General features: G+C 64.6%; 15 protein-coding genes. 11 read left to right on the forward strand and 4 right to left on the reverse strand.

Features of this window, described 5'->3' with window-relative positions; genetic code table 11:
• Nucleotides 1-533: 533 nt before the first annotated feature.
• From IEY88_RS42335 to IEY88_RS42380, 10 genes are all read left to right on the forward strand, one after another.
• A complete protein-coding gene (locus IEY88_RS42335; protein WP_189160546.1) occupies nt 534-872 on the forward strand; it encodes an HC3 family zinc finger protein in 339 nt (112 codons plus the stop codon).
• 340 nt (nt 873-1,212) lie between these two features.
• Nucleotides 1,213-1,494: a hypothetical protein gene (locus IEY88_RS42340; protein WP_189160547.1), complete on the forward strand. Its 282-nt coding sequence runs from the start codon at nt 1,213-1,215 to the stop codon at nt 1,492-1,494.
• On the forward strand, nt 1,491-1,889 hold the full coding sequence (locus IEY88_RS42345) for a hypothetical protein (RefSeq protein ID WP_189160548.1): 399 nt from the start codon (nt 1,491-1,493) through the stop codon (nt 1,887-1,889). Before IEY88_RS42340 ends, IEY88_RS42345 begins: the two co-directional genes overlap by 4 nt.
• A 161-nt stretch (nt 1,890-2,050) precedes the next feature.
• Nucleotides 2,051-2,302, forward strand: coding sequence for a helix-turn-helix domain-containing protein (locus IEY88_RS42350; RefSeq protein WP_189160549.1), 252 nt, complete (start codon nt 2,051-2,053; stop codon nt 2,300-2,302).
• Nucleotides 2,303-2,497: 195 nt separating this feature from the next.
• Complete coding sequence (locus IEY88_RS42355; RefSeq protein ID WP_189160550.1) at nt 2,498-3,331, forward strand: RNA polymerase sigma factor; 834 nt, start codon at nt 2,498-2,500, stop codon at nt 3,329-3,331.
• Nucleotides 3,321-3,686: a hypothetical protein gene (locus IEY88_RS42360; RefSeq protein WP_189160551.1), complete on the forward strand. Its 366-nt coding sequence runs from the start codon at nt 3,321-3,323 to the stop codon at nt 3,684-3,686. The genes IEY88_RS42355 and IEY88_RS42360 overlap by 11 nt, the downstream gene beginning before the upstream one ends.
• Before the next feature lie 696 nt (nt 3,687-4,382).
• A complete protein-coding gene (locus tag IEY88_RS42365) occupies nt 4,383-5,231 on the forward strand; it encodes a helix-turn-helix domain-containing protein (protein ID WP_189160552.1) in 849 nt (282 codons plus the stop codon).
• Between the two features lie 577 nt (nt 5,232-5,808).
• Nucleotides 5,809-6,717 (forward strand): hypothetical protein, encoded by a 909-nt coding sequence (locus IEY88_RS42370; protein ID WP_189160553.1) that lies wholly within the window; start codon nt 5,809-5,811, stop codon nt 6,715-6,717.
• Nucleotides 6,718-6,979: 262 nt separating this feature from the next.
• The gene (locus tag IEY88_RS42375) at nt 6,980-7,558 is read left to right on the forward strand and encodes a sigma-70 family RNA polymerase sigma factor (protein ID WP_229694298.1); all 579 of its coding nucleotides are present in this window, start codon (nt 6,980-6,982) and stop codon (nt 7,556-7,558) included.
• Complete coding sequence (locus IEY88_RS42380) at nt 7,555-8,289, forward strand: anti-sigma factor (RefSeq protein WP_189160555.1); 735 nt, start codon at nt 7,555-7,557, stop codon at nt 8,287-8,289. Before IEY88_RS42375 ends, IEY88_RS42380 begins: the two co-directional genes overlap by 4 nt.
• 57 nt (nt 8,290-8,346) lie before the next feature.
• Here IEY88_RS42380 and trxA read toward each other — a convergent pair whose 3' ends face one another.
• Together trxA and IEY88_RS42390 are read right to left on the reverse strand one after the other, a co-directional pair.
• On the reverse strand, nt 8,347-8,652 hold the full coding sequence (gene trxA / locus IEY88_RS42385) for a thioredoxin (RefSeq protein WP_444543348.1): 306 nt from the start codon (nt 8,650-8,652) through the stop codon (nt 8,347-8,349).
• A gap of 28 nt (nt 8,653-8,680) precedes the next feature.
• The gene (locus tag IEY88_RS42390) at nt 8,681-10,615 is read right to left on the reverse strand and encodes a cytochrome c biogenesis protein DipZ (protein ID WP_229694284.1); all 1,935 of its coding nucleotides are present in this window, start codon (nt 10,613-10,615) and stop codon (nt 8,681-8,683) included.
• Between the two features lie 67 nt (nt 10,616-10,682).
• On the opposite strand from IEY88_RS42390, the gene IEY88_RS42395 reads away from it, so the two are divergent.
• Nucleotides 10,683-11,333, forward strand: coding sequence for a fasciclin domain-containing protein (locus tag IEY88_RS42395; protein ID WP_189160557.1), 651 nt, complete (start codon nt 10,683-10,685; stop codon nt 11,331-11,333).
• 65 nt (nt 11,334-11,398) lie between these two features.
• On the opposite strand, the gene IEY88_RS42400 is transcribed toward IEY88_RS42395, so the two are convergent.
• Together IEY88_RS42400 and IEY88_RS42405 are read right to left on the reverse strand one after the other, a co-directional pair.
• Complete coding sequence (locus IEY88_RS42400; protein ID WP_189160558.1) at nt 11,399-11,791, reverse strand: NAD-binding protein; 393 nt, start codon at nt 11,789-11,791, stop codon at nt 11,399-11,401.
• A 42-nt stretch (nt 11,792-11,833) separates the two neighbouring features.
• Nucleotides 11,834-12,634 carry an anti-sigma factor gene (locus IEY88_RS42405; protein ID WP_308426067.1) on the reverse strand — a complete coding sequence of 267 codons (801 nt, stop codon included), beginning with the start codon at nt 12,632-12,634 and terminating at the stop codon, nt 11,834-11,836.
• Nucleotides 12,635-13,132 lie beyond the last annotated feature (498 nt).

Below are 13,132 nucleotides of genomic sequence, written 5' to 3' on the forward strand. Positions count from 1 at the left end.
GCTCAGCCTCGCCTGCTCGATCATCTGCCTGCGCAAGCTCATTCTGAACTGATCCCTAAGTCTGCACCCGACTACGGGGTGCGCACAGACGTGCCACCCGTTCGATGTATGGACCTACGTAAAGTTTTACGTAGGATTGGACTACGCGGTTCGGGTCCGGACCGTAGCCGACTTGGCGGTTGACATGCGATCCGGCTCCACGGCGCCGTACGCGACCTCCTTAGATCGCCGAGCTGGCGCGAGCAGAGCCGGTGCCTGCCGAACTCTGGCTCGCCGACCAGACGATGAATCGGGAGTGGTGGGCATGAGTGTGTTACCGCAAGAGAGTCGAAGTCACACCCCGCACGGAGATCTTCAGCGATTGGCTCCGCCAGCCCAAATGAGGGCAGGCACGGCTGAGGGAGCAGCGTGAACAATGGTGGAGAAGTACAGATCGTGGCAGCGTTCGCCGTCATGTTTCTGGGCTACGCCCTCTACGCGGCTCACACACGATGGACGGCCCGCCGGGTTGGCCGATCAGAGCGGAGGCCGTGATGTTGACCGGACTGACGCCTACCGAACCGTTTCGCTGGTTCCCCGCTGATGGTGCGCGGCACGCGGTGCTGCGGGGCCTGGTGGAGCCGGGTGTCACGGGTGTCACGTTGTGCGGCGCTCAGGTCGTCGTGCCGAAGGATCCGCCGCCGAAATACCCAGACGGGCTGTGGCCCACATGCCAAAGCTGCGATCAGGCGTGGCGTGACGATCAAGCGAAGCGCGCAGCGGCACACCCGGAGATGCCCGCGCCGGGTCCCCGCTCGGGCAAATCACGCTGCGGCACTGGCGGACGCAGCCGTTCGCGAACGCAGCCTCAGAAGGCCGGAGTCAGCTCATGACGAACGGCGTGTTGGAGAAGATGTTGCGTGATGAGCTGCACGGCGATTTGGCCCAGCTCATCAGGATCATGGCGGAGGGCGACGATGAGTCGGTGCTGTCTGTTGCGCGACAGGATGTACCGCGCCTGGTCCGCGTGCTGAGGGCTCTCACCGAGCAGCACAAGCCTGACGCGAACGGCCGTTGCACGGAGTGCAGGCGCGGCTGGTTGCGGTGGTTGCCGGGAGCGTGCCGGATGCTCCTTGTCGTCCGCCTCGCCTGGACAGTGGACGGTCTCGAGGAACCCGTGGTCGTGCCGAAGGTCCGTGGGTGCTCTGCGGTGAGGCGCGGTAGGTCGAGGTGGTGATCACCGTGACGGTGTTGGAGATCCTGCTCGATACCGGGGATTGGAGAAGTCACGTGTTCTCGGTGGACTTCACCGGGCACACGCGCAGCGCTGAGTGCGGTGATGAGTTCAGCGTCGGGCAGTTGACGGCGACGTACGACATTGTGCCGACGTGCGGCAGCTGTCGTGACAGGTGGGGGACCTATCAGGCTGACAAGCTGGAGATGTTCGCAAAGGGTGCGCTAGCACGGATGAGAGCCCTTCTGGATTCCTTGCCGGAAGGAACGTGGATCTCTTGAGTGACGTCGACCCGTTCCCGGATGTGCGCGCCACGCTGGCGGCGAAACGTCTGTCTGATCTAGCCGACCATGTCAGCCGTGTAGACGGACCCGCGCAAACGCAGGCGGTACGCCTGATGTCTGTCCGCAGCAGTGTTGTGCGGGCATGGGCGAGGGCCGAGCGTCGCGGAGCTGTTCTCCTGGCTCTTGGTCTGCCGTTGAACGTCGCCGCGATTTTGTATGTCATCACCGGGGCGTACTCCCCGTGGGCGGTGGTCGCGTTGGCCGGCGGTACCGGTGCGCTGAGCGCTGCGGTGCTGTTCCTGTGGCGGGGAAACCAGGACTCGTTGACGTTAGCTGTCGGCGTCTACCTCGACGTCACGCCGCGGCCAGGGCATCACGACGAGGCCCCGTAATCGTCCCGTCTGGACTTCCCTTCTCGTTTGGAACTGCTGCGCGATCACCTTTTCAAGGTCAACAAGCCGGAACGCACTGGTGTTGCGGCAACGCTTTCGGCTGCCGATGTACCCCTAGCTGCACGTCATACCGAGCCCATCTTCCCAGAGAGGACTTCACGATGACCGCCTCCGCACCTGTCAACCACAAGCCGCGAACTCTGACACTGCCTGAGCGGGAAAAGCTCGTTCGGGATTTCACCGAGCGCTACCGCAAGGGTGAGAGCATCCGCGCCATCGCCCAGAGCGCCGACCGCTCGTACGGCACGGTTCACCGGTGGCTGACCGACGCCGGGATCCAGATGCGCCCTCGTGGCGGCAGTCGGCAGAAGCCGATGCCGACCTCAGCGTTGGTGAGCGCGGGCGGATGCTGATCTCGTGGTGGCTGACCTACCGCGTCTATCGAGACGAGCGGGCGCTCTATGTGGCTGATCAAAGCGCGGCCGGCGCAGGACTGTCCGAGATCGCCGTCTCACTCGGCCTGCCAGAAACACACATCGGCACCGTGTACCCGTGGCTGATCAGGGGGCGGTACCTCAGACGATGGTTGCGTCCGGAAGGGAACGACGATGCCGACTGCCACTGCGGACTACACGCACCGCGACGACGCCGAGTTGGCCGAGTCTGTTCGCGCTGGGACCGTGGCCGCCTTCGGTCCTCTCTACGAGCGGCACGTCGGTGCAGCGACCCGTCGCGCCCGCAGGCTCGCCCGCTGCCGCGCCGAAGCTGAGGCGTTGGTCTCAGACGGTTTCGCGCGGCTGTTGGAAGTGCTGCTCGCGGGTGGCGGTCCGACGGAGTCGTTCCGCGCGTACCTGCTGACGACCATCACACGTCTGGCGTACACGCGGTCACGGCAGGAGGCGCGGGAGCCGCCGATGGAAGCGCCACCGGTCGACGCCGCCGTCCTGGCACGGCAGCGGCAGACGTCCTTTCAAGACTCCGCAGTGGAGGACAGGGTGGATCGAGCGCTGGCTGTGCGCGCGTATGAGCGTCTGCCTGGCACAGCTCAACAGGTCCTGTGGTACACGGAGGTTCTGGCAATGTCTCCGGCAGACACCGCACCATTGCTGAAGATCCGTGCCGATGCGGTCTCGGGCCGCGCGCACCGGGCGCGCGACGACCTCAGGATCGCGTTCCTCGCAGCCCACGTCGACACGGCGCAGTCTGCGCCGAGGTGCGCGAACGTGGTGGACAAGCTGAGCCGGTGGACACGCGAGGTGTTGTGCCACAGACGAAAGAGAGTAATCGAACGGCACCTCGACGGTTGCCGGGGTTGCAGCACGCTGGCTGCCGAGCTGGCGGCGGTGAACGCAACACTGCCGCCAATCCATTCACGCCGCCGTAGCTCCTCGCTGGAAGCGGAAGCCACCGCAGTACGAAGGGTTCCTCGCGATGAAGACTGACACGCGCTTGATGACCAGTGACTACGTTGTGCTGGGGGTGGTGCTGTCACAGCCGCTCGACCGGCGATGGCGCGTTCGCCAGATGGCCGAGGCCGCGCAATGTTTGAAATCGGTCGCACGCAACGGCCTGAACCGGTTGCATCGTGTGGGGGCGGTACACAAGGAGATCGGCTCGTTGAAGTCCCGCGATCCCGAGACATACGAGCGGAACAGCTACTGGGTGGATCTCGACGCCGTTCCTGCGGCACGTTCTGCCTTGAAGCAGGCCGAATCGCAGGACTTGCGCGCCAAGCTCTCAGAGCTGGGCTTGGACCTCGACATCCTGGTTACCGACATCGCGACGAAGGTCGGGTAGGCCTCCGATTGGGCGGGATCCATTGGGAAATCTGCGATGTGGAGCGCGGGGAGTGATCGCGAACTGCTCCTGTCGCTCCGCATTCGCCGGACAATGCGCACACGTCAGGAGCGGACCACTCCGACGAAGCAGATTAGCAACTGGCCGGATTCCGCTCAACGCACACCTTGCTCTAGAAGACCGGCCGCGATGTCGCGGAATGTGTAGGCCGGTGGCCAAAGGTGCCACCCGACGTAGGACGCGCGTCGCATGTGGAGCCACCACCTTGTGACGACTGGTAAGCACGAAGAGACTCGATGACGCCTGATCTCGCTGCTCACGATGAGTACATTCCTTGCGGTGCGGGGCAGATTGTTCAAGATGAACTTCGGCTGAGCCACGATGCCGGTACCGATCTCGGGCGCTGGGCCTTTGCGCCGTTGCCGTGACGTCCCCACAACCCCTCCAGAAGCCCTGGCGCGGGCGCAATGGGGTGCCTACTTGCTGTTCACCGGCGAGCCTCTCGACGCGATGCCGCTGTCGGCCCTGTGCTGCGGCCCCACATTGGGTGCAACTGCTGCTCTGGTTGCGTGTGTGAGTGCGGCGGTTGCTCGTGCGTCTCCAGGTGACCGGCAGACCCTGGTGCGAGGACACGACTAGGACCCGCGCCGCTCGCACGACAAGTTTCATATTCCATCCGTTGTAAGGGAAGGCGCTATGCCGAAGAGATTCTCCACCGCTCGAGGCCGTGAGTTCGGCGAGGGTCTGCGCGCAGCCCTTGCTCATGCCGGCCTGTCCGGGCGAGCGGCTGCCGAACTGCTGGGCTGCCAGGAAGCGAAGGTCTCTGACTTGGTCAACGGCAAAGGCGGCTCGAACGAGACCGAACTGGCCCGCCTTCTGGGTGTCTGCCGGGCCAAGCCTGCAGAATGCGAGCACCTGCTGGATCTCTTTCCTGACACGGATGTCAAGGGCTGGTGGCAGCAGCACGGCAGTCGCTCACCCGTCCGCAATCGGACGTTCGTTGAACACATGGCGGTGGCCAAGAAGCTCGTCAGCTGGCAACCACATATGATTCCGGACGCCCTGCAGACGGCCGCCTACGCGCGCGGGGTGCTCCGTGCCTCCTCGACCGTGCCAGCGGAGGAGGTGGAGGCGCGGGTGGCGGCACGACTTGAGATGCATGAGCAGCTCCGCCGCGGCCTGAGCTGTAGCTTCTTCCTCCACGAGTTCGCGCTTCGCTTGTGCGTGGACAGCGTCGAGACGCAAGCCGAACAGACACGGCACCTCCTGCGGATGGCGACGCGATCGAACACCAAGATCCGGATCTTGCCCGCGGACTCTGGTGCTCACGCAGGGTTGCATGGACCGTTCACTCAGTTCAGCTTTCACCAGTACGAGCCGCTGGTGTGGGTGGAGGGCGAAAACTTCAGTCTCATCCTGGAAGAAAAGGCCGCGGTCAAGAGCTACGAGACGATCGTCGATTCACTCGGCCAGACAAGCTTGGATGCCGACACGTCGAAGGAAGTGATCACCGACTTGTTGCGCACGATCGAGAAGTCAGGCTGAAGCTCGACTGATCACGGTGGACGCGTGCTGATGCCAACCCCTTCTGGCTGACCTACCGCGCTGCGGAGACGGAACACGCACTACGTAGCCGATCAGTAGCACGCGGCTGGCGCGCCAAGAACACGGAACCGCGTCAGTTGGCTGAAACGAACGCTGCATGTCGTGGAACACCCTGAGACCAGGTCCACCCCGCCAGCAACGAACTGCACATCACAGGGCTACGGCGTCCACCCGCAGGAGTCCGACCAATTGTTCGACAAGGACGGTGCTGATGCCCGCGACCGAGACCTGCTCATGCTCCAACTGCGATTGCCAAGAGGACGTCAACATCGGAGCCGGACTGTGCGGCGCCTGTTGCCAACAGCATGTGCGGTTGGTAGACCGCGCACCGTGGCCACGAGATGTGGCTCAGCTCCGCAAAGTGGGGCGACGTCCTCACACCACGGCATGCCTAGACCAAGGCCGCCAACGCCGACACCGGAGTCCTTCAAGCCGGCGTCTCAACCCTGGGACGACGCACGCACGACACCCGTTTCGAGAAAGATCATGCCACAGCGTCTGCCGTATGACATCGACGATGACGAAGCTGCCGAGCAGTACGTGCGCGAAGCGCTACGCCGATCGCAGCGAGGAAACTGGACTGTCTTACTCGCTGAGGACCGCGCCCTGCAGACCCATCGAGTACTCCGCCGCATCAAAGCTCGCGCTGCTCAAACACGTCCGTCACCACGAAGCGATCGAACAAGCCAGACTCGACCTGGACGCCCTAGAGATCACCGATGAACAGTTCGCCAAGAAGAACCAAGCCTTCACGGACTGGCGACAACGTGCCGCCACGTTCGACGCGATCATCCAGCAATACCTCGACATGGCCGCGAACCGAGTGCGGATCCTGCACAAGGACCCGATCATGGACTGTCTGCGGCGCACGCTGCTGACTCTGGCGCTCGCCGTGGACTCCCACCGGGATGCCCACGCCGGAGAAGAGTCCCTGGCCGACACCGCGCTGTGGGCGAGACTGAGCACACTGCCGTGGCCGGACGCCGAGTCACGCACCCTCGCCGACGCCGTAGAGGCCGAAAGAGCCAGGCGGCGGCGACCCGCACGCGCCAATCACGAGGGATTCATCGAAATCAAGGAACGACGCGTATTCGGTGAGACCGTGGACGTCGCCGACCTGATCTTGGAGGTCACTGACCACGTCGATACCTCGATCTCGCGACCGCTGCTCGTCGACCTCTGGAAGCAACGAACTCCAGATCTGACCGCCACCGAAGCAGCCAAGGTCACAGCTGCTCGTCAGAAAGGCAGCTACTCCACACACCGCCTGCGCAACGCCCTGCTATTCCTGGAGAACCTCGGCGCAATCGCTCGCGAGGCGGACGAGGCCCGATCGCGACATCGACACCGGCACCGCAAATGCCATCACCGTCCTCACGCGACACGGGACGCGACCCCTGCCCGAGCTACTGGAGCTCCTCGCTGACGAGGTCGGAGGCGCACAACCCGACGACGACATCGCCATGCTCGTCGTACGCGTTCCTTAACCGGTCATAGCGCGCACTCGTTCACCCGAAAGGGAAATTTCTGCATCAGCAGGCGATGGGTTACGTTGAGTATCTACATGATCGCCGACCGCTTCTGGTGTACGTGCACCGCCGTGTGATTACGCCTCGGCTTCGAACCGTGGTCGGATCGGTATCACGAGAAGGAGCGCGATGCAGGACCGCGACCTGACACAACGGATCATGTCCCGCGATGCCACTACATCCACAGAGCCGGGCGAAACAGCGGAGGACCTGCTGGCGCTGGTGGCACGTGGCGATGAACCGGCGTTCGGGCGGTTGTACGACCTCGCGGCGGGCATGGTGTTCGGGCTCGTGCGCCGGGTGCTGCGTAACGAGGCGCAGTCCGAGGAAGTGTTCCAAGAGGTCATGCTGGAGGTGTGGCGCACGGCCAGCAGGTTCGACCCGTCCCGCGGCAAGGCCACGACCTGGATCATGACCATGGCGCACCGGCGTGCGGTGGACCGGGTACGGTCCGCGCAAGCCGCGACCAACCGCGACGAACGCGTCGCGGCGATGACCGTGGACACCCCGTTCGACGAGGTCGTCGAGCAGGTCACCGACCGCATCGAGCAGCGCAAGGTGCGTCGTTGCCTGTCGTCGCTGACCGACCTGCAGCGCGAGTCGGTGCTGCTGGCCTACTACCAGGGCTACAGCTATCCGGAGGTGTCCACTCTGCTCAGCGTCCCGCTGGGCACGGTGAAGACCAGGATGCGCGATGGCCTGATCAGACTGCGGGATTGCTTGGGGGTGACCGCGTGAGCGTGTCGTCAGATCTACACCTGCTGACCGGCGTGTACGCGATGAACGCCCTGCCGGAGGACGAACGGGCCGAGTTCGAGGAGCACCTGGCGGACTGCGACTCGTGCGCCCAGGAGGTCGCCGAACTGCAGGCCACCTCGGTTGGGCTCAACCTCGCGACGGAACTCGCGCCCCCTTCGCACCTCCGCTCACAGGTGCTGGCGAAGCTGGCGACCACCCCTCAGTCGCCGCTGGAGACAACCGCCACGGTGACCGTGCTTGCTTCGCGCTCGCCGAAGAAGTGGCTGATGCGGGCGAGCATTCTCACGACCGCCGCCGCTGTGCTCGGTGCGGTCGTGCTCGGTGTTCAGGGTGTGCAGGACTGGAACGAACTCGACGCGCTGCGTCAGTCGGCCGCCGGCTACAGCCAGGTCTCGGACCTGCTGAACGCTCCCGACGCGAAACTCGTCAGCGACTCGGCATCCGCGGGCGGCAAGGGAACCGTCGTGGTCTCGCCGAGTCGGGGCAAGGCGGTGTTCCTCTCCAGCGGACTGCCGCAGTTGCCGTCGGACCGCACGTACCAGCTGTGGATGGTCGGACCGGACGGACCGCGCTCGGCAGGTCTTCTACGGGACGAACCTGTTGTCGCGGAAGGCCTTGCGGACGCGCAGAAGCTCGCGCTGACCATCGAACCGAGCGGTGGCTCATCCAGCCCCACGCTGCCTCTGGTCCTCACTGTGTCGTTGGTGTGACACGAAGAGACCCCGACAGCCCTGAGGCAGTCGGGGTCTCTTCGTCTCTGCTGGTGTTCAGAGCCAGGTGGACAGCGCCTTGACGATGTCGGCGCGCTTGCGCGGTGCGGTGAGGGTCGCGACGGGCTCGCCGCCGGAGAACAGCACCAGGGTGGGGATGCTGAGCACGCTGTAGCGGACGGCGATGTCCGGGTTGGCGTCGATGTCGATCTTCACCACCGAGATCTTGTCCTGGTGCTCTACGGCGATGTCGGTGACGACCGGGCTCAGGGCCTTGCAGGGGCCGCACCAGGGTGCCCAGAAGTCGACCAGCACGGGCTTGTCCGCGCCCAGAACGTCACTGTCGAAGGAATCCGTGGTCACGTCAGCGAGTGTCATGGTGATTTCCTGTTTATCCGAAGGTGAAGGAGAAGGCCTGGACGCCGGGACCGACGGTCGCGGTGAGCGAGCCGCCCTGGATCTGTTGCGTGGCCAGGAGTTGGTAGGAGTTCGGGGTGCCGTCGACCTGGATGGTCTTGGTCTGGCCGTTGTTCTGGACGGTGACGGTTCCCTTACCGGACAGGACCATCCGGACTTCCTTGGCGCGGTAGTTGAGCTTGATCTGCCCGGCCTCGGCGGTGGGAGTGATGGACTGCGTGTCAAGCTTCCAGGCGCCTGAGAGCGCGAAGCTGTCAGTGGCCTGGTTTTCGGGGAACTGGAGGGACTTCTCGCCGCTGGTGTACTCCTCGGTGCCGGCGAAATTCACGCGCTTGGTGGAGCCGAGGTAGGTCTCGCGGGTGATGTCGGCGTTGACCGGGGTGTCGTCGGCCAGCTCGGTGGCGGCTGGGAGCTTCGTTTCGGGGTTGGCGTCAGCCAGCAGCTGGCGGATCAGCTTCTCGGTGACCTTGTAGTCGCCCTCGCCGAACTTGATGTGCCGCACAACGCCCTCGGCGTCGATGAGGTAGTGGGCGGGCCAGTAGCGGTTGCGGTAGTTGGTCCACGTGCCGAGGTTGTTGTCCAACGCCACCGGGTAGGTGATGCCGAAGTTCTTCGCGGCGGCCTCGACGTTGTCCGGTTCCTTCTCGAACGCGTACTCGGGGGAGTGGACGCCGACGACCTGTAGACCGGCGTCGCGGTAGGCCTTATCCCAGGCGACGATGTGAGGGATGGAGCGCTGGCAGTTGATGCAGGAGTAGGCCCAGAAGTCGATCATCACGACTTTGCCCTGCAAGGCCTTCAGTTCCAGGGGCTGCGAGTTGACCCACTGCTGGATGCCGGTGATGTCCGGTGCGGTGCCGCAGCTTTCGAGTTCGGGGGCGCCGTCGGAGCACTTGTCGAGGTCCTTGTTCTGGTCGTTGACCAGACCGCCCAGGTTGAGTGCCCGCTTAACCTGTTCGGAGTTGTTCACCTTGTCCTGCAACGAACTGGTGTAGTCCGGGATCACGCGCTGCAGCAGCTGCGGCAGGTTGAACACCAGGCCGAACGCGAGCGCGATCATCACGACGCCCGCAGTGATGCGGATTCCGCGCTGACGCTTGCGAAACGACTGCACGCGTTCGGCGACCCGGCGACCGGCGAGCGCGAAGATCAGCAGCGGGATCGCCGCACCAACGGCGAAGGTGAGCGTCAGGACGACTGTTTCGGTGCCGATCCTGCCGGTGGACCCGGCGACGGTGATGGCGGCCAGAACCGGTCCGGCGCAAGGAACGTACACGGCGCCCAGCGCGAGACCCAGCGTGAAACCACCGCGGGTTGCATCGGGATTGCGCTGCGGGATCCAAGAGAACGGCTTCTCCAGCAGCTGCTCGAAGCGCGGCACGATCAGGCCGATGCCGATCAGGATCAGCACAACGATGCCGCCCCAGCGCAGAACGTCCTGCGGCAGGTTCAGCACCGTCAGCAGCAGAGAGCCGAACAGGGTGACGAGGCTGAAGCTGACGACAAGTCCGGCAATCACGAGATAGGGCCGAGTACGTGACGCCGGCTTGGTCGCCACGGCCACCCCGCCCGCACCGGGCGTCGTGCGGGCGCTCTGCGTTCCGCCGGAGAAGAAGATGACGGGCAGGACGGGCAGGATGCACGGCGAGATACCGGTAACCAGGCCGCCGATCAGACCGATCAGTGCGAGGGTCAACATGTGGGGCCTACTCGGATTGACGGAAGTGCGTGATGTCAGTGCTTCGGGGCTGAACTCATCACGGATTGCTCTTGCGGCAGAAGTACTTGTGACATAGAGGAGTGAGGCCCAGTCACTTCGACTGTGGACGTTGTTTACTCCGGCGTGGTGTCTGCCCTGTTTGCGTGTGATCCGCGGTCTCGTTGGTAACGGATCGATAACCAGACCCATCCGTTCTCCGAGGGGCGGCGAATCACGAGCAACAACCTCCCCCGTTCAGTTCTTGGAGATGTCCGTCATGAATAAGACCGCCCGCAACACCGTTCTCGCCATCGGCACCGCCTCACTCGCGCTGTTCGGCGCGGCGTGCGGGTCGGGAGACATGGCCAGCAGCGGCAGCTCTTCCACTGCCGCCGCGCCCACCACCACCGCGTCGTCGCAGGCGATGGCAGACCCGGCCAAGGACCTCGTCGGTCCCGGCTGTGCCGACTACGCGAAGCAGGTCCCGTCCGGTGCCGGTTCCGTCACGGGCATGGCCGCGGACCCGGTCGCGGTCGCCGCATCGAATAACCCGCTGCTCACGACCCTCGTCGCCGCCGTCTCGGGCAAGCTCAACCCGAAGGTGAACCTGGTCTCGACGCTGAACGGCGCCGAGTTCACCGTGTTCGCACCGGTCGACTCGGCGTTCGCGAAGATCGACGCCGCGACGATCGAGACCCTCAAGACCGACGACGCGCTGCTGACCAAGATCCTCACGTACCACGTCGTCCCCGGCCAGATCTCGCCCGACAAGATCGCCGGTGACCAGAAGTCCGTGCAGACCGGCACTGTGAAGGTCACCGGCTCCGGCAACTCGATCAAGGTCAACGACGCCAACGTGATCTGTGGTGGCGTGCACACCGCGAACGCCACCGTGTACCTCATCGACTCGGTGCTGATGCCCTCCTGACATCTCCAGGGGTAGCAGTACCGCGACTCCGGGAACCGTGCTTCTCCAGGCGGTTTCCGGAGTTTTCACGTCTGCCGGTCGTCTGGGTCTCGTTGCATGTGGACGGTCACGATCCCATCAGACGCGAAGATCGCGTGATTCTCCGGTTCACGGATGACGACCACGATCAGGGCAATGTGGTTGAGCGGCCGGACCGCCCTTGTGATCAGAAGCGCGTTGAGGTCGTCCGGCACCGCGACGATGACACGATCGGCGATGTCGGCGGCTGCTTCGTCGAGCGCACATCTGTCTTGCCCATCACCGACGACGGCGGTAGCGCCGTTGGCCGTTGCCTCGGCGACCGCGAGGAAGTTGGTGTCCAGCACTGTGAGCCGTGTGTCCGGCTGTGAGGCCAGCATGGAGTTCACGGCGCTGCGTCCGGTGTCGCCGTAGCCGATGACGAGAACGTGATCGGTCACAACCAGGGTTCGGCGTGCCGCTCGAACCGGATTGCGTCCGATTCAGCGAAGGGTGATGGTGAGAATCTTGGAGCCGGTCGGGCTCGGTGAACCGCCCGCCGGCTCGACGGTGAGGACCGCTTCGCGGGCCCCCTCGATCCCGCTCACGAGCAACGAGGTCACATCGCCCGCCGGACGCGCGATGCCCGCTGATTGTGCACCGTGGTCGTCTATCAGCCACAGCTGGTAGGCGCGGTCGCGCGGCAGCGTGTGCAGGTTGCGTGCCAGGAAGAGCATTTCGTTGCGGCTGAGCGACATCGCCGCGGTGGCCGCAGACTCTCCTGCCGTGACGAGCCGCAGGTCGGGCGCCGCCAGCAGATCACCGATCTGAGTCTGGGGAGAGGCAGCCACAGGGGTGATCGCCGACGTGGTCAGTGTGCCGTGCACACCGGCCACCGCCGCAGCGACCACGCAGGCGGCCGAGATGAGCACCGCAGCGCGTCGCAAGCCTTGGCCCCGCGGACGAGCTTTCCCGAACTGAGGGGGCGGCGGCACCTGCCTCGTGCACCGGAGCGCGTGCAGCACTTGTGGCCGAAGGGCTGTAGGGACGACGTGGTCCACGGCGTTGCCGAGCCGGGCCGCGGTCTCGGTCAGTCCGGCCATCTCGTCCGCGCAGCCCTGGCACGTGTTCAGGTGTGCCTCGAACTGGGCCCTCTCGGGGTCCGGCAATGCGCCGAGTGCGTGAGCACCGGTCACCAGGTGCGGATTGGTCGCACGTGTCATTACCGGTTTCACACATGTGCTTCGAAGCCGTCGGATGTTCGGATTGCTACCACGGCGGAGCAACACTCCGCGGCACATCATCGTGTGCAAGCTGCCGGCCTCTGCCACACCGTCCTAATAAGATCGTCTTGCAGGAACTGTGCGCCCACGGCATGCGCGGCTGTCGCCCGACTTGCCGCTCATGTGTTCATGTACAACGACCACAAGACGCTGACCGAATTGGTCGGCATTCCGCTGCACGATTCGAGGGCAGTACCTGTGACCGGGTAGTCAGTCCATCGAGTGGACGGCGTCATCGAGTCGATTCATTGCAACCACCTCGTGCGGATGTTCTGCCTGCGGATCCGCCAGATGCGGTTCAGCCGGTTCGGGACGGCGCCGCGCACGTCCCTGTGCGTCCGCCGAAGTTGGAGCCGGACGCACAGGGACAGAACCCCTTCACAGTCCATGCGAGACCATTCATGCGCGGGGCAGGTGCGGCGAGGTGTCCGCCGCGTTGATCGAACTCAACGTTCTGGTTGGGCGTCCAGCGTCGTTGAGATCTCGACCGGTTCGGAGTGTGTGACCTCCAGTGGACCG

The organism is Lentzea pudingi (genome assembly GCF_014646255.1).
Lineage (GTDB): Bacteria > Actinomycetota > Actinomycetes > Mycobacteriales > Pseudonocardiaceae > Lentzea > Lentzea pudingi.

Excerpts from the sequence above, each read along its gene's own strand:
- IEY88_RS42335 (WP_189160546.1), top strand. The coding sequence starts at position 534 with ATGTTGACCGGACTGACGCCTACCGAACCGTTTCGCTGGTTCCCCGCT.
- IEY88_RS42350 (WP_189160549.1), top strand. The coding sequence starts at position 2,051 with ATGACCGCCTCCGCACCTGTCAACCACAAGCCGCGAACTCTGACACTG.
- IEY88_RS42355 (WP_189160550.1), top strand. The coding sequence starts at position 2,498 with ATGCCGACTGCCACTGCGGACTACACGCACCGCGACGACGCCGAGTTG.
- IEY88_RS42360 (WP_189160551.1), top strand. The coding sequence starts at position 3,321 with ATGAAGACTGACACGCGCTTGATGACCAGTGACTACGTTGTGCTGGGG.
- IEY88_RS42365 (WP_189160552.1), top strand. The coding sequence starts at position 4,383 with ATGCCGAAGAGATTCTCCACCGCTCGAGGCCGTGAGTTCGGCGAGGGT.
- IEY88_RS42370 (WP_189160553.1), top strand. The coding sequence starts at position 5,809 with ATGACGAAGCTGCCGAGCAGTACGTGCGCGAAGCGCTACGCCGATCGC.
- IEY88_RS42375 (WP_229694298.1), top strand. The coding sequence starts at position 6,980 with ATGTCCCGCGATGCCACTACATCCACAGAGCCGGGCGAAACAGCGGAG.
- IEY88_RS42390 (WP_229694284.1), bottom strand. The coding sequence starts at position 10,615 with ATGGGTCTGGTTATCGATCCGTTACCAACGAGACCGCGGATCACACGC.
- IEY88_RS42395 (WP_189160557.1), top strand. The coding sequence starts at position 10,683 with ATGAATAAGACCGCCCGCAACACCGTTCTCGCCATCGGCACCGCCTCA.
- IEY88_RS42405 (WP_308426067.1), bottom strand. The coding sequence starts at position 12,634 with ATGATGTGCCGCGGAGTGTTGCTCCGCCGTGGTAGCAATCCGAACATC.